The sequence below is a fragment of the Cycloclasticus pugetii PS-1 genome, from assembly GCF_000384415.1.
Classification (GTDB): Bacteria; Pseudomonadota; Gammaproteobacteria; order Methylococcales; family Cycloclasticaceae; genus Cycloclasticus; species Cycloclasticus pugetii.
Map to the genome: position 1 here is coordinate 712,640 of NZ_ARVU01000001.1, position 18,128 is coordinate 730,767.

The following is an 18,128-nucleotide window of genomic DNA, read 5'->3' on the forward strand; positions in this document are numbered from 1 at the left end:
AAAGAACTAAATATAATTTTAGCTTGTTATAATCAAGTACACATTGTTTGATAAGCTACATATAAAGGCTAAGAAGGTGCGTATGAAATTCATATATTTATTAGTTTTCGTGATTGTTCTAGTCGTGGGCTTTGTACTATCGGTTTTAAACTCCGCGCCTATCAAAATTAACTATTACTATGGCTGGCTTGAGATGCCACTCTCTTTTGCGTTACTGTCAGCATTTATATTAGGTGCCGTGCTGGGGTTAAGCTCAAAAATTTGGAGTAATTTGATGTTACGACAACGTTACTCGAAATTGTCAAAAGAAGCGGCAGTTACCAAAAAAGAAGTTTCTAGTTTAAGAACATACCCCGCTAAACAGATAAATTAATTGAATGTTTGAATTTGCAATAATGCTGCTACCGGTAGCAGCAGCCAGTGGATGGTACGTAGCATTTAGACATTATAATGCGAAGTTAAAAAAGCCTTCTAACGAATATGAAGGCTTTTTTAAAGGCATCAACTATTTGTTAAATGAGCAGCCTGATAAGGCGATTGATGTTTTTATTGATTTATTAGAAGTGGATGATGAAACCATAGAAACGCACCTTGCATTGGGTACGTTATTTCGTCAGCGCGGTGAAGTAGAAAAATCCATCCGTCTACATCAAAATCTTATTGCGAGGCCTCAAATTAGCCTAGATACGCGAGCCAATATTTTAAATGAACTCGGTTTGGATTATATGCGTGCCGGACTACTTGATCGAGCCGAGAATATTTTTCTTGAATTAGAAAAAATGGAGCTTCATGAAGTTAATGCGGTTCGACAATTATTGTCTATTTTTCAACAAGAAAAAGAATGGTTAAAAGCGATAGATTATGCGACAAGACTAGAATCAATCGAATTCAAAAAGCAACCTTTACTACTGTCCCATTTACACTGTGAAGCAGCACTATTGTATCGTTTTGAAGAGGATGCGGATATTATCAAAAGCCACTTGAGAAAAGCGCTTAAAATCGATCCATTGTGTGTCAGGGTCAATATTATTAGTGCGGAAATTGAGGTGGCTAAAGGTGAGTATAAGCAAGCATTGAAATTATTGTTAAAAATAATGGATCAAGATAGAAAGTTTGTGCCTGTATTTATTGATTTAATACTTAACTGCTATGACCGACTAGGCCGATCAAAACAAAAATTTGATTTCTTGTCTGAACTTCAAGAGAGCAATGAATCAACCATTGTTGTCAGTCGCTTTTTAGATGTGCTGTTGGAACACAAAGGCTTGGAAGAAGCATCTGCTTTCATGCATAAAAAGTTACGTCAACATCCGTCGAAAAGTTATTTGAAATTGTATGCAGGGATTACACGTCCGGATAAAAATACCGAGCTTGAGTTCTTAAAAAGTATTATTAAACAGTTTGATAATGATGTACAAAATTTTCAATGTAAACAGTGTGGGTTTACTTCAGTTGATTTAAATTGGTGTTGTCCAAGTTGCCAAGACTGGGGGGTTATTGAACCGATCGAAATATAAAAGGTATTCTGTAAGTCTTTACCGATAACACTTTAAGGTTTTACGTATAGACGTAGGCTATCTAAATAGACGAAAGTAAATACGGTTGTATGGAATAAGGATGTTTAATCAACGTGAATGAATAAGGATATTTATGAAAAAGATTATTATATTATTGGTTTCATTAAGTTGTTTTTGCTTTTCTTTCATGGCATTGGCAGTAAATATAAACACAGCGGAAGCCGATGATATTGCAAAAGAACTTAAAGGTGTTGGCCCAGCTAAAGCAGAAGCGATTGTTAATTACCGTGAAAAAAATGGTGCCTTCAAAAGCCTGAAAGAACTGACTAAGATAAAAGGTATAGGCGCGTCTACGGTCGATAAAAATCGTGAAAATATTCAACTGGATGTAATGTAGAGCTTTTCATGGAGTGAAAAAGCCCTGTTAATTCAGGGCTTTTTTATGCTCATACCTTGATGGTTAAAACTGCTCTTCCTTAAGGCTCATGGTGCTATTACAGCCAGCCAAGATGTTAGACAATAGAGAGCCTGTTTGAGGCAAGAGGCGTTGCATATAAAATAGGCCTGTTTTGAGCTTTGCATCGTAAAAATCGGCACTCATTTCGCCTTTACGATAGGTGATTTGTTCAGCCATTTTTGCCCACATATAACCAAGAGCGACTAAACCAAACATATTTAGGTAATCGCTAGCAGCGGTAGCAGCTTCATCTGGGTCTGATAACCCTTTTTGTGCAATAAAGAGAGTTGCTTGTTGTAACCTTGAAAATGATTTCTGTAAGGGTAATATATAGGCTGTTAACGGCTTATCGTTAGCATATTGCTCAAGAAAGTTAGAGATGGGGTGAAAGAAATGCCGTAAATATTTACCCATTTGCTCGGGTAATTTTCGACCGACTAAATCAAGCGCTTGAATACCATTTGCACCTTCATAAATTTTACTAATTCTTGCATCTCGTAAATACTGTTCCATTCCATTTTCACGGATATAACCATGGCCACCGTATACTTGTATACCTAGGCTAGTGACTGTTTCTCCAATATCAGTAAGAAATGATTTAAAGACCGGTGTTAATAAAGAAACAAGCTCATCTGCTTCTTGCCTTTGTTGTTTGTTATCAGCATGCTGGGATAGGTCAAGTTTGTAAGATAACCAGCTACTTAAGGCTCGCGCACCTTCTGTGTAAGCCTTCATTGTCATCAGCATGCGTCTAATGTCAGGGTGAACGATCAGTGGGTCGGCAGCTTGTTCGGGGTACTTTGCTCCACTAAGAGCTCTGCCTTGAAGACGTTCTTTAGCGTAATCTTTAGCACTGCAATAAGAGGCTTGAGCAATGGCCAAGCCTTGAATACCAACATGGAGCCTAGCGCTGTTCATCATAACAAACATCGCTTTCATCCCTTTGTTTAGCTCGCCAACAAGAAAACCTTTCGCGTTATCAAACTCTATAGAGCAGGTGGATGAGGCGTTAATGCCCATTTTATGTTCTATTCCGCTACAAAAAACACCGTTGAGTTCTGCCAGGGTTCCATCATCATGAACGTTGAACTTGGGCACTAAAAACAAACTAATTCCTTTGATTCCTGAAGGGGCATCTGGGGTTCTTGCTAATACTAGGTGTATTATGTTTTCTGTTAAGTTATGCTCGCCAGCGCTAATAAAGATTTTACTGCCGGAAAGGTGATAATTACCCTCACTTTGTGGAACCGCTTTTGTTCGAATAAGCCCTAAATCTGTGCCACATTGAGGTTCTGTTAAACACATTGTGCCACTCCATTGCCCGGAGACCATATTAGATAGAAATTTTTCTTTTAAATCTTCGTGGGCAAATTTTTCGATAGCGTTATAGGCACCAATAGTTAACCCCATGTACATGGTGAATGACATATTGCTTGAAATAAGCATTTCATCAACGGCATTGGCAATATAATGAGGTAAGCCCTGTCCGCCGTATTTAGGATCACAGGTTAAATTCCCCCAGCCAGAGGCTGTCATTTCTTGATAGGCTTCTTTAAAACCATCAGGCGTTGTAACGACGCCATCATGGTATGTGCAGCCTTGTTCATCACCCGCTTTATTTAAAGGAAATAATAATGTTTCGGACACCTTTCCAGCCTGTTCAAAAATAGCATCTGTCAGGTCTGTCGTCATCTCTGAGAAAGTAGGTATGTTACTGAGTTCGTCAGTTTCTAAAAATTCATTTATTAGATACTTAATGTCGTCAATCGGCGCTTTTAATGTAGCCATGTTTAGTTCCTCAGCGGTTTGCCAGTTTCTAGTGTGTGCTGCATACGATCTAATGTATTAGTATTTTTGATCAGTGTTACAAAGGCTTGGCGTTCGAGTGCATATAAATCATCTTCAGTATGTAGTTCAGTAATATCAGTGTCACCTCCACTCAATACCATAGCTAATTGGTCGGCAACGGTGCTGTCGTAGGGTGTTGCTTTACCTGTATTAACAAAATTGTTAACGGCTAAATTAAGCGCTATACGTGCGGTGCTGCCGGGTAGTGATACCTCAGCTTCTTCAGGAGCAAGGTAGCCCTCAACCAGTTCTAAGGCTTTGTGTTTTGCGTCAAATAATAAGCGTTCACGATTCATCGTGATGCCATCTGTTGGGCGCATGAATAAGTGGCTTTTCGCTTCTTCTGCTGAGCTGGAGACGGTGGCAGTGCTGATTAATTCGAATGCTTTGCTGATCGCTGGCATGGGACCTTTAGCCCGTTTTGGGTTTAGCATCCAGCGGGTTAATAGTTCTTTACAGCCTCCCCATGATGGAATAAGCCCAACGCCTACTTCAACTAAGCCGAGGTAAGACTCTGCGTGTGCTTGAATGGCATCACAATGAAGCAAGCTTTCGCAGCCGCCTCCAAGAGCCATTCCAGATGGTGCACCAACAACAGGAAAGGGGGCGTATTTCATGGCTTTGTAGGTATCTTGCCCTGATTTCACCATCTGATTTATTTGTGGCCAAGCGGCTGTGTTAGCAGCAAATAAGGCTAAACCAATGTTGGCGCCAACAGAGTAGTTGTCGGCTTCATTGTATAAAACTAAGGCTTTGTAATTAGTTGGAATGACCTCAACTGTACTACCAATCAGAGCTAAAATATCAGGGTCAATCGAATTCATTTTGCTGTGAAACTCTAAACAGAGAACACCATCACCAATATCCCATAGACTTGCGGATGAATTCGACTTGATAGGGCGTTGGCTTTGCTTGATATCGGTTAATGTTAAAACCCCCTCGTGTTTTTCTACCGGACGATACTCACCGGCAAGGTTTAAGCTTAACGCCTGCTCGTTTTCAAAGGAGTAAAAGGTTTTTCCTCGTGCTGCTAACAAGAACGGTGGGATGGGTTGTTGGTTATCGTTTAGTTTATTGATAAACCAATCAACCCCGACTTTATCGAGCAGTTCGAACGGGCCATACTTCCAGTTATAGCCTAGCTTCATAGCTCGATCGATGGATTCAATATTGTCGCTTATTTCTGGAACTAAAGAAGCTGAGTAACACAAGGTTTTTGATAAAACTGACCAAGCAAATTGACCACCTTTGTCATCGAATGAAACCAGTTTTCGTAGATCCTTTTTAACTGAAGGTTTTAGTGACTCTAATGTTGTTTGCTTGTGTGGGGCATATTCTCCAGTTATTAAGTTAATAGACTCTTTGGTTTTTTTACCGTTTAACGTACTGAGTCTATAAAATCCACCTTTTCCCTTGCGGCCTATATAGCCATCGGTAATCATTTTTTTTACGATGTCTGGAATAACCGCTTGTTCTTGAAATGGGTCGTGCTTAGGTAAGGAGTGAACCATGGACTCTAAAACATAGGGCATGATATCAATGCCCACTAGGTCCATTAAGCCAAAAATGCCTGTTTTAGGAACGCCCATTGGTGTGCCCGCTAGGCTGTCGGCCTCATCTACGGTTAGCTTTAGGCGAATGGCATCTAGTAAGGCAGTTTGTATCCAATATGTACCAATTCTATTAGCAATAAAGCCGGGTGTGTCATGGCACTTGACGACCCCTTTGCCTAGTTTGTAATCACAAAAATGACTTAAGCATTCCACAACTTTTGGCTGTGTATCTGGCCCGACAACCATTTCTAATAATCGCATATAACGAGGTGGGTTGAAAAAATGCGTGATGAGAAAATGACGTGAGAAGTCTTTGGATGTTCCAGCTGTTAAATCGCTAAGAGGGAGTGTGGAGGTATTAGATGAAATGATGCAGTCTGGTTTACGTATTGCGTCAATTTTTTTGTATAAATCTTGTTTCAAATCTAAGCGTTCAACAATTACCTCTATTATCCAATCTACAGTGGCTAAATCATTGAAATTGTCCTCTAGGTTTCCAGGTGTAATGTTTTTGGCGTTACGTTTATGCATTAACGCAGCTGGTTTTGTATTCAATAATTTTTTCAGGGCAGTTTGAGCAATGATGCTGCGATCTTCGGCACCCTCAGGAACGATGTCTAATAACAAAACTTTTTTACCGGCATTCGCAATCTGGGCTGCAATGCCGCTGCCCATTACGCCTGCGCCAATGACGGCGATGCTGTCTATTTTCATTAGAGAGACTCCAGGATAGTTGCAATACCTTGCCCGCCGCCAATACATTGAGTGGCTAATGCATAGTGTTTGTTTTCGCGCTTTAATAAAGCGGCTGCTTTTCCTGTGATTCTAGCGCCTGTCGCACCAAGAGGGTGACCGAGAGCAATGGCGCCACCATCAATATTAACTCGATTAATATCAACCTTAAGTTCTTGAATACAAGCGATAGACTGACTGGCAAAGGCTTCATTAATTTCAATGATGTCTATATCTGTAATCGTTAAGGATGCTCTTTGTAAGGCCTTTTTGGTCGCGAAAATTGGTCCTAGGCCCATTGTTTCGGGAGCGCAACCGGATACAGCAATGCTGTTAATTCGAGCCAAAGGCGTTAATTTATTTTGTATGGCGTACTCTTCGCTGCAAACTAATGTTGCTGAAGCGCCATCAGTCAGCGGGGAAGAGTTGGCCGCCGTTACGGTTCCGTCAGTAGAGAAAGCGGGCTTTAATCCTGCCATCTCTTCGATGCTGGTATTTGCTCGGATGCAGCCATCCATCTCAACAATGATTGAATCACAGTCTATGGGGATGATTTCATCTTTAAAGCGGCCTTGTTGCTGAGCGGCGGCAGCTTTTTGTTGGCTAGCAATGGCAAACTCGTCTTGTTGTGAGCGTGACAATTGGTATTGTTTCGCAACGTTTTCAGCTGTTTCCCCCATGCTGATATAGGCTGCTGGTAGGGTGTTGAATAAGGCTGGGTTTGGCATAGGGTTATACCCGCCCATGGGAATGCGACTCATTGATTCAACGCCAGCACAAATAAAGGCTTCTCCTGCATTCATTTGAATAGCACCGGCAGCCATATGAATGGCTTGCATAGAAGAGCCACAAAAACGATTAACTGTGACCCCGGCAACACTGTTGGGTATTCCTGCCATTAAACCACTCAGTCTGGCGATATTAAGACCTTGTTCGCCCTCTGGGAAAGCACAGCCCATTATAATGTCTTCTAGTGAGCCTGAGTCGATGCCTGTTTTGCTAACTAGGCCGGCGATCACTTGAGAGACCAGGGTGTCTGGCCTTAGGGTTGCTAAAGCGCCCTTATGGGCAAAAGTTTGGGGTGATCGTACGTAAGCTGCTATAACAACATTTTTCATGATTTGCTCCATCTGATGGCAGGTTGAATGCTGAGAGTTTTTGAGACGGTGGGTTAAGTTTGTTTACGTTTTGCGTGTTTTTTTCAGTCCCATGTCGACGCTCAGTGAACGGCCTAATGTGGCCTGCTGAGCTGATAAGTAGAGGGGTTATATGTGTTGTTTGTTCTGTAAGACTGTTATATGACGCCGTAAAAACGTTGATATTAATGAATGAATAGTGAAAGAGTTTAGCGCAAAGCGTTAGCCACTTATGCGTGTAACTGTTACAAGGAAAGGTGAGGTTAAAAATAGGACTTTTAGAGTTTTTAAAGCGGCTCGTTTTATAGCGTGCTAGCGTATAAGCTCTAACATTTGCAATGCCAGTTATCGTTATTGCTATGTATAACGTGTCATGTTTCATATTATGCCTAATATGCAATATGCGCCTGCCTTATAGTAACGTCAATTGAACAAGCGGGTAGATACAAAAACGCAGCTTGGCATTGACTATAAAGACCGAAGTTCACGCCTTAAAACCTTACCGACATTGGTTTTAGGTAGTTCATGAATAAAAACAATTTTATCGGGTGTTTTATAGGCGGTAAGGCTTTTTCTGCAATGTGCCAGTAGTTCGCTTTCTGTTAATGATTGGTCTTTTTTGACAACAAACGCTTTAACAGCTTCGCCACGTAGGTCATCGGGTACACCAATAACGCCACATTCTAAGACGCCTTTATGTTCAACAATAACGCTTTCTATCTCGTTTGGGTATACGTTAAAACCAGAGACTAAAATCATGTCTTTTATACGGTCGACAATGTAGAAAAATCCATTACCATCCATTTTTGCAACATCACCGGTTTTAAACCAGCCATCGTTGGATAGGACTTCTGCGGTATCTTCTGGGCGATTCCAATAACCCTGCATAACTTGTGGGCCTTTAACGCAGAGTTCCCCCGCTTTACCATTTGGAAGCGTATCACCCTGGTCGTTTATTAGTTTGCAATAGGTTGATGGAATGGGGAGACCAATACTGCCGTTAAATTCTTCCAAATTTAAAGGGTTAATACAGACGGCGGGTGAGGTTTCGGTTAAGCCAAATGCTTCTACAAGCGTGCATCCCGTTATTTTCTTCCATTGAGCAGCGACGGCTGGTTGTACCGACATGCCGCCACCCAATGATATTTTAAGTTGGGTGAAGTCTATATCTGCAAAGCCAGGTGTATTAATAAGAGCATTAAAAAGCGTATTCACTCCAGTTATGGCGGTAAATGGGGTGTTGCTAAGTTCTTTAACGAAGCCTTTGAAGTCTCTTGGGTTGGTAATTAATATATTGTTTGCGCCCGCCTCCATAAAGACCAGACAATTAGCAGTAAGGGAAAAAATGTGATAGAGCGGCAAAGCAGTAATAATAACTTCACGGCCCGGTAGTACGTCATTTTTTATCCATTCGGATGCCTGTAACATGTTAGCAACCATGTTTTTATGCGATAACATGGCGCCTTTGGCAACACCGGTTGTGCCGCCTGTGTATTGCAGAAATGCAATATCATGATGGCTAAGTGGTGTTGGTACAAAGTCCTGGTTTGATCCTTCAGATAAGACGGTTTTGAATGAAATGGCGTTGGGTAGAGTGTAAGGAGGGACCATTTTTTTTAGATATTTAACCGCCCAATTGATGAGAATAGATTTAGGGAAGTTAAGCATGTCGCCCATTTTGGTAACAATAATATGCTCAATATCGGTATCAGTTACAGCTGCTTGAACTGTGCTGGCGTAGTTTTCAACAACAATAATCGCCTTGGCACCAGAATCTTTTAGTTGGTGGTGTAATTCACGAACGGTATAAAGCGGGTTAGTATTAACGACTGTTAGGCCAGCTCGCAAAACACCAAAAATTGAAACAGGGTTTTGCAGTAAGTTTGGCATCATAATGGCAACACGTTCTCCTTTTTCCAGCCCAAGTTTATTTTGTAAATAGGCGGCAACTGATTCTGTAGCATCGCTAAACTCGGCATAGCTAATTGTGGTGCCGAAATTGCTAAAGGCTGGGAGGTTTGCATACAACTCCACACTGTGTTCAAAGATCTCGACGAGAGAGTTATATTGATGAATATCAATATCTGAATTTACACCATCGGGGTAACTGGTTAACCAAGGCCTATCCATGATGTTCTCCTTTGTCGATTAGGCGTTTAAGTATGTTGATATCGGTTTTTATAATGGCTATAAACGTCTACTGGTCTACATATTCCAGCGCAGTTGTACGCTGATAATATCAGCATCAGACTCATAGTCTCCTCTAACAGCGCTAAGTTCTGCTGGGTTAAGTCCAGTGACTTCAGAAGATCTATTGATTTTTGTGTCCGGTACGAAGAGGTGAGCATAGCCCGCGTCAAGAGATAAATTATCGGCAAGTTGGTAACTAGCGCCAATGGCTAACCAATATCGGTCATTATCAGGGAAGCGTGAAGAACGGGAAGATGCATTTCTTGCAGCACCTTCATCGTAAGCTGCGCCTATGCGGTATGTCCAAGGGCCCTCTGTTGAATAGGTAGCACCAAGAGACAGACGAATATTGTCTTTAAGTCGTAAGATATCGGTGCTATCTGCTTTAAGTGGGTTATCAAACATAATGACTAGAGCGGGCACAGAGCTCCAGCCGACCCAAGTGGCATCCGCCATAATATCAATACTATCATTCCATTGGTGGTGGATGCTTAATGATGCACTGGCGGGCAGATCAGGTTGAACGTCTAAATGGGTATCTGCTAAAACAAGGTCTAAATTTAAAGCGGATGTAATATTACGGAAATCGGCATCGCCTTTAAAGTCATGCTTTATTTCTGATCGATAGGAAAGCCCAATGCGTGTTTTATTGGTTATGTTGTACAGTGCTCCTAGGTTAAAACCATACGATATGTCATCGGCCTCTAAGTGAGAAAAGCCGTCAGGAATAGCTCCTAAAACAGAAAAATCTACCTTATTATTTAAAGTGGCCTCAATGTATTGAATGCTGATGCCAAAGCCAAGTGAGAGGTTCGTTGTGGCTTTCCAAGCTACGGAGGGGTTGATATTAACGGTAACAATTTCAGACTCAATCGCCTGATACTTTCCAATCCAGTCAGCGCCATATTTTGTTGCAAGTCCAAACGGTGAGTTAATGCCTACGCCCACTTTGACATCATTATCTAGGCTGTGGACATAGTAAAAATTGGGTACATAGGCAAAACGTCCGCCGTCTTCTGAGCCATCTGCAAAGTTGCTAGCGCCAGCAGAGTTAGTGCTTCCGTCGTCATCAAAATCAAATGAAGGCGCGATAAAGTGCATGCCGAGTACCATTTGGTTGCCATTAATACGCGTCATGCCCGCTGGGTTAAACCAAATGGTCGAGGCGTCTTCAGCAGAAGCTGCACCACCTGCAAAGGCGTTCCCCAAACCAAGTGCGCTTTGTTCGGCGACACCGAAAGCGGCTGAGTGAGACATTGGAGAAAAAAAAGGTAATGTAAACAGGGTGGATAAAGCAAAAACTTTAATAGAGCGAGTATTCATGTTACATCCTCCAGTCATTTACTTTTGTAATTAGTATTTTTATAAGTAACGCAGTCCTTTTGTATGCCAATTTTTTGAAAAGGTCAAATTTAGTTGCAAAAGAATAAGATCAAGGACACCATGCTCAATATTAAAAATTATTAGGAGTGAATAAATGTCGTCAGTTTTAGTAGAAAAAAAAGACGGTGTTACTTGGCTTATTTTGAACCGACCTGAAAAGCTAAATGTGGTTGGTTCAACAATGCCGGCTGACTTACTGCGCTGTACTGAGGAGTTGAAAAATGATGAAAGCATTAAGTGTGTCATTGTCACCGGTGCGGGAGATCATTTTATGGCTGGGGGCGACATTGATTACTTCAAATCACTTGTAGATGCTTATGCAATAGAGGGTGAGTCAGCATTACCGGGTGATATGTTTGATAATTTGCATCAGGCAATATTGAATCTTGTCATGATGGAAAAGCCCGTTATTGCCTGTGTTAAGGGAGCTGTTGCAGGGTTTGGGTTAAGTTTAATGTTAGCGTGCGATATGGTGGTGGCGGCGGATAATTCAGTGTTCTCCGTTGCATATTGTAAAATTGGCACTACACCTGATGGTGGCATGAGTTATTTCTTACCGCGAGCAGTTGGTCAAAAAAGAGCGCTGGAATTATCACTAACTGGGCAACGTTTCTCCGCAGAGCAAGCTGAACGTTGGGGAATGGTTAATCGAGTTGTCGCTGTCGAGTTGCTAGAGACAGAGTCAATGGCTCTTGCCGAGTCACTATGTAAGGGGCCGAAAGATGTTTTAGCAAGAACCAAGCGGTTATTTAACCAGACGTATGAGACCAGTCTAAAAGATAGATTAAATGAAGAAGCGGATAACTTTTTTTTGAGTATGTTAAAAGAGGATTTCGTCGAAGGGGTTACCTCATTTTGCGAAAAGCGCCCAGCAATTTTTAAAGAATAAATAGAGGGTTAGTGCAAAATGACATTTAATGTCGCCGTGATAGGCCTTGGTTATGTTGGTTTGCCATTAGCCGTTGAGTTGGGTAAACAGTTTCCAACGGTTGGCTTTGATATTGATAATGAGCGTATTTCTGCATTACATAAAGGCTCTGATGTTACCTTGGAAATATCAGCTGAAGAGATCAGTGCTGCGAAGCAATTGAGATTTACAGCAAAGGCAGATGAAATATCGGCTGCGAATATCTACATTATTACGGTTCCCACGCCTATAGATAATGGTAATAACCCAAATTTAACACCGATTAAAGAAGCGACAACAGTGGTGGCTAACTACATGGGTAAAGGGGATGTTGTTATCTATGAGTCTACAGTGTACCCGGGGGCAACAGAAGAGGTTTGTGTGCCAATTCTTAGGCAGATATCAGGGCTGACATATAACGAAGAGTTCTTTTGTGGTTATAGCCCCGAGCGCATTAACCCGGGGGATAAAACACGTAGTTTAACGTCTATTGTTAAAGTAACATCTGGCTCAACGCCGGATACCGCAGCGCTAGTGGATCAGCTTTACCAGTCAATTATTTCAGCCGGCACTTACAAGGTTAGTAGCATCAAAGTGGCTGAAGCATCCAAAGTTATTGAGAATACACAACGCGATATTAATATAGCCCTTATGAACGAATTGGCGCATATTTTTAGCCGTATCGGTATAGATACAGAAGAAGTGCTTGAGGCTGCAGGGACAAAGTGGAACTTCTTACCCTTTAGGCCAGGTTTAGTTGGCGGGCACTGTATTGGAGTTGATCCATATTATTTGGCGCATAAAGCAGAAACACTTGGGTATCACCCGCAATTGATTGCTGCTGGGCGACGGATTAATGACAAAATGGGGTCGTTTGTAGTCAGTGAAGTGCTGAAACTTATGGCCAAAAAGCGTTTGAGTATTGTTGGTGCTAACGTGTTAATAATGGGTTTATCGTTTAAAGAAAATTGCCCAGACCTACGAAATACCCGTGTAATAGGCATGGTTGAGGAGCTTGAATCATACAATGCTAACGTCGAGGTGTACGACCCTTGGGTAAACGTTGATGACTTAAAAAATGAACAACAACTTAAGGTGATAAAGCAGCCGACTAAAGGATCGTACGATGCCATTATTATTGCTGTGTCGCACGATCAATTTAAAGCCCTGGGTGTGAATGCTGTTAGAGCCTTTGGGAAGCCTAATCACGTGTTGTATGACATCAAGTATTTGTTTGCTTCAAATGAGACAGATGGGCGGTTGTAACAAACAGGAATGAATGTTTGTGTTCTCGACGCGCATTAAGGCTGATCAGTAAAATACGCTACTAATTTGAATTTGCCTGTTATGTGTGGCCAATACTTGCATCGCTTTATTGGCGAGGGGGTATTAAAAGTAGCTTAAGGTAACTATGGCTTGCAAACTGAGCGCGTGGGCTTTAGGCTTGTCAACTCTATTATTAACTTTCCCATTAGTGTCTAAACAGAAGCGAAGCAATAAATTGTCAAACAACGAGACAACGTCTTTAGGTAGTAAAGAACCTATCAATAAAACCCAACTTATCAATTATTTAACTCAGCAAAAACGTCCGCAAAGTTGGATAGATATTGTGAGTGGGTTGAATGTCCAATCAAAGCGCGAAAAGAAAACAGTGTCGCGCCATTTATCTGAGATGTTGAAATCCGGCCAGTTGCTATTTAATCGAAAAGAGCAATATTGCTTGGTGCAACAAAGTGATCTTGAAACGGGCATAGTCATAGGTCATGCGGATGGTTTTGGGTTTTTAAAACGTGATGCGGGTGGTGACGATATGTTTATCCCTCCACATGAGATGCGAGCGTTAATAAACGGTGACCGTGTGGTAGTTAGCCGTGGAAAATTGAACCGTCAAGGAAAGCTTGAGGCGCGAGTGGTTGAGGTGCTAGAGCGGAAAGTTAAGACAGTCGTTGGGCGATTTTTTGATGTGATGGGTATTTTTCATGTTGAAGCAGAAAATAAACGGATTTTCCAGCATATTTTCATTCCCCCCGAGGCGACGTTAGGTGCTAAAGACGGCCAGATAGTGATGGCTCAGATCACCCATTACCCTTCTTCACGTACGCAAGCTATCGCCAAGGTGATTGAAGTGATGGGTGACCATATGGCGCCTGGCATGGAGATCGATATGGCCATTCGCTCTTACGAATTGCCAAACAGTTGGTCGCAGGCCGTATTGGATGAGGCCCAGCGTTTCGATACCAGTGTTGTTGAGGCCGACTTGGCCGACCGTAAAGATATTCGTAAATTACCTTTTGTAACCATTGATGGTGCAGATGCTCGCGACTTTGATGACGCGGTGTTTTGTAAAAAAATGGCGAAAGGTTGGAAGCTATGCGTGGCGATTGCCGATGTGTCTCATTATGTAAAGCCACAAAGTGCAATTGATACAGAGGCGTATGAGCGTGGAACATCCGTATATTTTCCCGAAAAAGTTATCCCAATGCTGCCCGAAGTATTATCAAATGGTTTGTGTAGTCTAAACCCACAAGTAGATCGTTTATGTGTGGTTTGTGAAATGCGAATCGATGAACAAGGAACGGTTACATCAACCAAGTTTTATAATGCCGTAATGTATTCACATGCACGGTTAACCTATGATGAAGTCGGGTTGATTTTTGACGAGGCAGCACCTGAATTATTGCTTAAGCATAAAAAATTACTGCCTCATTTAAAAGAATTAAGGGCGCTCTATGAAGTAATGAAAGGTGCTGCAGATGAACGTGGTGCGCTTGAGTTCGATACATTTGAAACACGCTTTGTTTTTGATAAAGGTCGAAAAATCAAGGCAATTGAGCCGGTTGTTAGGCATGATGCCCATCGGCTTATAGAAGTGTTTATGATTGCAGCGAATGCATCAACAGCTAACTTTTTAGCGAAACACGAAATGCCTAATTTGTTGCGTATTCATGAAGGCCCCAGTGTTGATCGTTTGTTGAAATTGAGGGGGTTCTTGTCAGAGTTGGGTTTGAGTCTAGATGGCGGAGAAGAACCAAAACCGCAACACTATAAACAGTTAATTGCGAGCATACAAAACAGGCCAGATGCCCATTTGATTGAAATGGTGATGCTGCGCTCAATGTCTCAAGCGATGTATGGCCCAGAACAACAAGGGCATTTCGGCTTGGCGTTAGAACTGTATGCGCACTTCACGTCGCCTATTCGCCGTTATCCTGACTTATTAACGCATCGTGCCATTAAGCACGTTATCGCAAAACAAAAGGCAGGGAGCTTTACCTATTCAAAGAGCGATATGACGCTATTTGGTGAGCATTGTTCTTTTTGTAGTAGGCGAGCAGACGAGGCAACCCGTGATGTGGAGAGTTGGCTGAAATGTGAATTTATGATGGACAAGATTGGCCAAGAATTTAGTGGTGTTGTCTCTTCAGTGACCTCCTTTGGTTTGTTTGTAGAACTAGATAAGATTTTTATCGATGGTTTGGTTCACGTTACTGGGTTAGGTGATGATTATTACCACTTTGATGCCAGCAAGCATCGTTTGTTAGGCGAGCGTACCAATAAATCATTTCGTTTGGGCGATCGACTAAAAGTAAAGGTGGTTAAAGTAAGCTTAGATGATAAAAAAATTGATTTGGCATTGGCGGGTGCAGAGCAAAAGAAAAAAATTGTGGCTAAACGTCGTAGGAAGAAGAAACGCTAATGGCTGAAGTGCAAAAAATTCATGGAATTCATGCTGTTCAAGCGCTTATTAAAGCGAGGCCTGATCATATCGTTAATGCATGGATGGATCGACAGCGCAAAGATGCAAAGCTGCAAGCAATAAAACAAAGTCTGGATGAGGTTGGTATTCGCGTTGACTATGTTGATAAGAAAACATTAGAGAAATTGTCCAGCAATGCAAACCATCAAGGTGTTTTGTTAACCGCTAAATTGCCACAAGAACGAACAGAAGAGCAACTTAAGAAGGCGCTTAAAGAACAACAAGACCAAGCATTTTATTTAGTGTTAGACCAAGTGACCGACCCGCATAATTTAGGGGCTTGTTTAAGAACAGCGTTGGCCGCAGGGGTGCAAGGGGTTATTGTGCCAAAAGATAATGCCTGTCGCTTAAATGCGACTGTTTGTAAAGTAGCCAGTGGCGCCGCTGAACTGCTTCCGGTCTATCGTGTGACCAACTTAGTGAGAACCTTGAAATACCTTAAGACTGAAGGGGTTTGGGTTAGCGGGGCTGCTGGAGAAGCAACAAAAGATGTTTTTGAGGCTGAATTGACCGGGTCTGTAGCGATTGTGATGGGAGCAGAAGGTAAAGGTCTGAGGTCTTTAACGCAACAGCAATGCGACCAATTAATTAAAATACCAATGTCCGAAAAAGTGGAAAGTCTAAATGTTTCTGTTGCTACGGGTATTATTTTGTATGAAGTGCTTAGACAAAATCAACGATCATTGAATTCATAAAAAATCAGTCAGGCATCAACCCTTATAAGTGTTCATCAGAATAAGCAAAAGAGTCTGTTGAATAACACAAGTCTGTTTGGTTGGTTTTTGGGTCGTTGATGAGCCGACAAAGCTTGCTTAAGGCGTTTAAGCAGTAAAGGGCTTGTTTAAAAACTGAGCCGTTTCTATGGTTAACAGTTTAACTATTAGAGCTAACTTGATTTGCAGTACTGATACCTGTAAAATCGCGCGTTCGAAATTGTAGCTTGTATGATCAGACTACAATCCTTGCCTTACCTGAGTGTGTCAGGAAGGCTGATAATCCTAAAGGAAATAAAATGAGACATTACGAAGTTGTATTTTTGGTTCACCCGGATCAAAGTGCGCAAGTTCCTGCAATGGTTGAGCGTTATAGCGCATCAATAACAGAGCGTGGCGGAAACATTCATCGAGTAGAAGATTGGGGCAGAAGACAGCTTGCATACCCCATTAACAAAATTCATAAAGCACATTACACATTGATGAACATCGAGTGTGATCAAGCGGCTCTAGAAGAATTAGAAAAAGCCTTCAAGTTTAATGATGCTGTGATTAGAAATATGATCATGCGTCGTGATGAAGCAACGACAGGTACTACACCACTTGCCAAGTCAAACGAAAAAGAAGCGGCTAAACCCTATGTAAAGCCAGTTGAAAAGAAAGCTGAATCATCAGCCGAAACAACAGAAACGTCTGAGCCTGATGCTGATAAAGCAACAGACGCATAGACACTGTACAACGTATAATTTAAGGAATAGACATGGCATTTGATAAAGGTTTTAGACGCCCACGTTACTGCAAATTCACTGCAGAAAATGTAAAAGAAATTGATTACAAAGATTTAGATACATTAAAAGAATATATGACCGAAACTGGGAAAATTATTCCTGCACGTGTGACGGGTGTTAAAGCAAAGTACCAACGTCAGTTAACGGCTGCAATTAAGCGAGCTCGTTTCTTATCGTTGATTCCATATTGCGACGCGCACGAACGGTAGATTTATGTCGCGAGTAATCGCGGGCTAAGCCTTGTATGATGAAAGCAGTAGCAACATTTATTATGCAAGGTGGTCGGCAGGCCACCATTGTTTCAGCAACGATGGCAATTTTGTCATTGTTAATGCCGCCATTATTAATCATTAGCGTTGCCTGTGTTTGCTTGGTAACATTAAGAAATGGGTCTGCTGATGGGCTTAGGGTTGTAATTGGCTCAACGGTCGCGACTGCGTTAATAGGCTATATAGTATTAGGAACATCGTTAGTTTCTTTTACATATTTGTTTATTATGTGGTTACCTGCTTTTTTGATATCGCTGGTATTACGAGAGACAGGGGAGCTAAACAAAGCACTTGAGTTTTTAGTCATACTTGGGATGTTAGCGGTAACGGGGCTTTATTTAACAATAGATAACCCTGCACAGCTATGGGCAACAGGCATTCAAGAGGTTGTTAAAGCCCTTGCAGAACAACAAGAGTTGCCGGTAACCGAGGCAGAACTTGAAGAAGGTTTGCTGTTCTGGTCTCAGTACATTACTGGTGTTGTAGTGGCCGGTACGCTTATTAGTTTACTGATGAGTTTGCTGTTAGGCAGATGGTGGCAAGGCTTGTTATTTAATGAAGGTGGTTTCGACAAAGAGTTTAGCCACCTTCGTTTATTACCACGTGATGGGTTAGTATTTGCAATACTGGTTGTGTTAGGCGTGTTATTAGACGGACAGTTTGCCGAATATATATTGAACTTGGATATACAAGTTCTTTTATTGTTTTTTATAGTTGGTGTGTCAGTGGTACATGTAGTAATCAAGGGTAGAGGTGGTAGCCGTTATTTGCTCTTTGTTTTTTACATGGCGATATTTTTTGTGCCACATTTGATCTTGCCTTTGGTGTTGATTGGCTTATCAGATGTTTGGATGGATTGGCGTCAGCGGTTTGTTTGA

At 41.7% G+C, this 18,128-nt stretch carries 15 protein-coding genes; 10 read left to right on the top strand and 5 right to left on the bottom strand.

The annotated features are described in order from the left end of the window. The first annotated feature begins 82 nt into the window (after positions 1-82). The 3 genes from CYCPU_RS0103495 (at position 83) to CYCPU_RS0103505 (ending at position 1,914) form a co-directional block, all read left to right on the top strand. Positions 83-373, top strand: a complete 291-nt coding sequence (locus CYCPU_RS0103495; protein ID WP_015005502.1) for a LapA family protein — start codon at positions 83-85, stop codon at positions 371-373. 4 nt (positions 374-377) lie between these two features. After that, on the top strand, positions 378-1,517 hold the full coding sequence (lapB, locus tag CYCPU_RS0103500; protein WP_020161939.1) for a lipopolysaccharide assembly protein LapB: 1,140 nt from the start codon (positions 378-380) through the stop codon (positions 1,515-1,517). Positions 1,518-1,650: 133 nt separating this feature from the next. Next, entirely contained in the window at positions 1,651-1,914 is a 264-nt protein-coding gene (locus CYCPU_RS0103505; RefSeq protein WP_020161940.1) for a ComEA family DNA-binding protein, read from the top strand. 63 nt (positions 1,915-1,977) lie between these two features. Here CYCPU_RS0103505 and CYCPU_RS0103510 read toward each other — a convergent pair whose 3' ends face one another. The 5 genes from CYCPU_RS0103510 to CYCPU_RS0103530 all read right to left on the bottom strand — a co-directional run bounded on the left by CYCPU_RS0103510 (position 1,978) and on the right by CYCPU_RS0103530 (position 10,756). Next, entirely contained in the window at positions 1,978-3,762 is a 1,785-nt protein-coding gene (locus CYCPU_RS0103510) for an acyl-CoA dehydrogenase C-terminal domain-containing protein (protein ID WP_016389679.1), read from the bottom strand. A gap of 2 nt (positions 3,763-3,764) precedes the next feature. After that, complete coding sequence (locus CYCPU_RS0103515; RefSeq protein WP_020161941.1) at positions 3,765-6,089, bottom strand: 3-hydroxyacyl-CoA dehydrogenase/enoyl-CoA hydratase family protein; 2,325 nt, start codon at positions 6,087-6,089, stop codon at positions 3,765-3,767. Then, the gene (locus CYCPU_RS0103520) at positions 6,089-7,225 is read right to left on the bottom strand and encodes a thiolase family protein (RefSeq protein ID WP_015005507.1); all 1,137 of its coding nucleotides are present in this window, start codon (positions 7,223-7,225) and stop codon (positions 6,089-6,091) included. Before CYCPU_RS0103520 ends, CYCPU_RS0103515 begins: the two co-directional genes overlap by 1 nt. A gap of 486 nt (positions 7,226-7,711) precedes the next feature. Continuing rightward, the gene (locus tag CYCPU_RS0103525) at positions 7,712-9,373 is read right to left on the bottom strand and encodes an AMP-binding protein (protein WP_020161942.1); all 1,662 of its coding nucleotides are present in this window, start codon (positions 9,371-9,373) and stop codon (positions 7,712-7,714) included. Positions 9,374-9,448: 75 nt separating this feature from the next. Then, positions 9,449-10,756 (bottom strand): OmpP1/FadL family transporter, encoded by a 1,308-nt coding sequence (locus CYCPU_RS0103530; RefSeq protein ID WP_020161943.1) that lies wholly within the window; start codon positions 10,754-10,756, stop codon positions 9,449-9,451. Positions 10,757-10,910: 154 nt separating this feature from the next. Between CYCPU_RS0103530 and CYCPU_RS0103535 the strand changes: the two genes are divergently transcribed. The 7 genes from CYCPU_RS0103535 (at position 10,911) to CYCPU_RS0103565 (ending at position 18,128) form a co-directional block, all read left to right on the top strand. Then, positions 10,911-11,705 (top strand): enoyl-CoA hydratase/isomerase family protein, encoded by a 795-nt coding sequence (locus CYCPU_RS0103535; RefSeq protein ID WP_020161944.1) that lies wholly within the window; start codon positions 10,911-10,913, stop codon positions 11,703-11,705. 18 nt (positions 11,706-11,723) lie between these two features. Next, positions 11,724-12,989: a nucleotide sugar dehydrogenase gene (locus CYCPU_RS0103540; protein WP_020161945.1), complete on the top strand. Its 1,266-nt coding sequence runs from the start codon at positions 11,724-11,726 to the stop codon at positions 12,987-12,989. 145 nt (positions 12,990-13,134) lie between these two features. After that, positions 13,135-15,420 carry a ribonuclease R gene (gene rnr / locus CYCPU_RS0103545; protein ID WP_020161946.1) on the top strand — a complete coding sequence of 762 codons (2,286 nt, stop codon included), beginning with the start codon at positions 13,135-13,137 and terminating at the stop codon, positions 15,418-15,420. Beyond that, positions 15,420-16,175 carry a 23S rRNA (guanosine(2251)-2'-O)-methyltransferase RlmB gene (gene rlmB, locus CYCPU_RS0103550; protein ID WP_015005513.1) on the top strand — a complete coding sequence of 252 codons (756 nt, stop codon included), beginning with the start codon at positions 15,420-15,422 and terminating at the stop codon, positions 16,173-16,175. Before rnr ends, rlmB begins: the two co-directional genes overlap by 1 nt. A gap of 317 nt (positions 16,176-16,492) precedes the next feature. Beyond that, positions 16,493-16,921 (top strand): 30S ribosomal protein S6, encoded by a 429-nt coding sequence (gene rpsF, locus CYCPU_RS0103555; RefSeq protein WP_020161947.1) that lies wholly within the window; start codon positions 16,493-16,495, stop codon positions 16,919-16,921. Between the two features lie 32 nt (positions 16,922-16,953). Next, positions 16,954-17,190, top strand: coding sequence for a 30S ribosomal protein S18 (gene rpsR / locus CYCPU_RS0103560; protein WP_015005515.1), 237 nt, complete (start codon positions 16,954-16,956; stop codon positions 17,188-17,190). A 35-nt stretch (positions 17,191-17,225) separates the two neighbouring features. Then, the gene (locus CYCPU_RS0103565) at positions 17,226-18,128 is read left to right on the top strand and encodes a DUF2232 domain-containing protein (RefSeq protein WP_020932830.1); all 903 of its coding nucleotides are present in this window, start codon (positions 17,226-17,228) and stop codon (positions 18,126-18,128) included.